This is a genomic window from Diplocloster modestus (genome assembly GCF_019042245.1).
GTDB lineage: Bacteria > Bacillota > Clostridia > Lachnospirales > Lachnospiraceae > Diplocloster > Diplocloster modestus.
In genome coordinates, this window is record NZ_JAHQCX010000046.1 from 1 (window position 1) to 378 (window position 378).

The following is a 378-nucleotide window of genomic DNA, read 5'->3' on the forward strand; positions in this document are numbered from 1 at the left end:
TGGTCTTCGAGTAGCGGATGCCGATGTTTCTTTTTAGACTGGGTACGGGTGAGAATGCGATTCACGGTAACATCAAAGGAATCCGTGTCGGGAAAGTCATTCCCCAACAGACGCTTGGTATTGACATCCTTAGCCCGAATCAGGAAATAAGCGCCTTTTTCAATGGCATGTGCAAAAACATTGTAGGAATGGAATCCCCGGTCAGCGATAAAAATAGGGGAAGTTCCTGGAGGGGGATCAAAACGGTCAATCAAATTTGAAAGGGCCAGGAACTCGTTTTTTTTCCTGATTGGCTGAATTTGAGCATCAAGGTAGCGCTGCGATAGCAGATTAAACAAAGCAACAAGATGGATCTGGTTAAAGCCATTAACAGATCTG

At 45.0% G+C, this 378-nt stretch carries 1 protein-coding gene; it reads right to left on the reverse strand.

All coding sequences use genetic code 11. The features are described from left to right. Positions 1-378, reverse strand: a 378-nt coding sequence (locus tag KTH90_RS24740; protein WP_238727625.1) for a transposase, incomplete at both ends; no start/stop codon positions are given.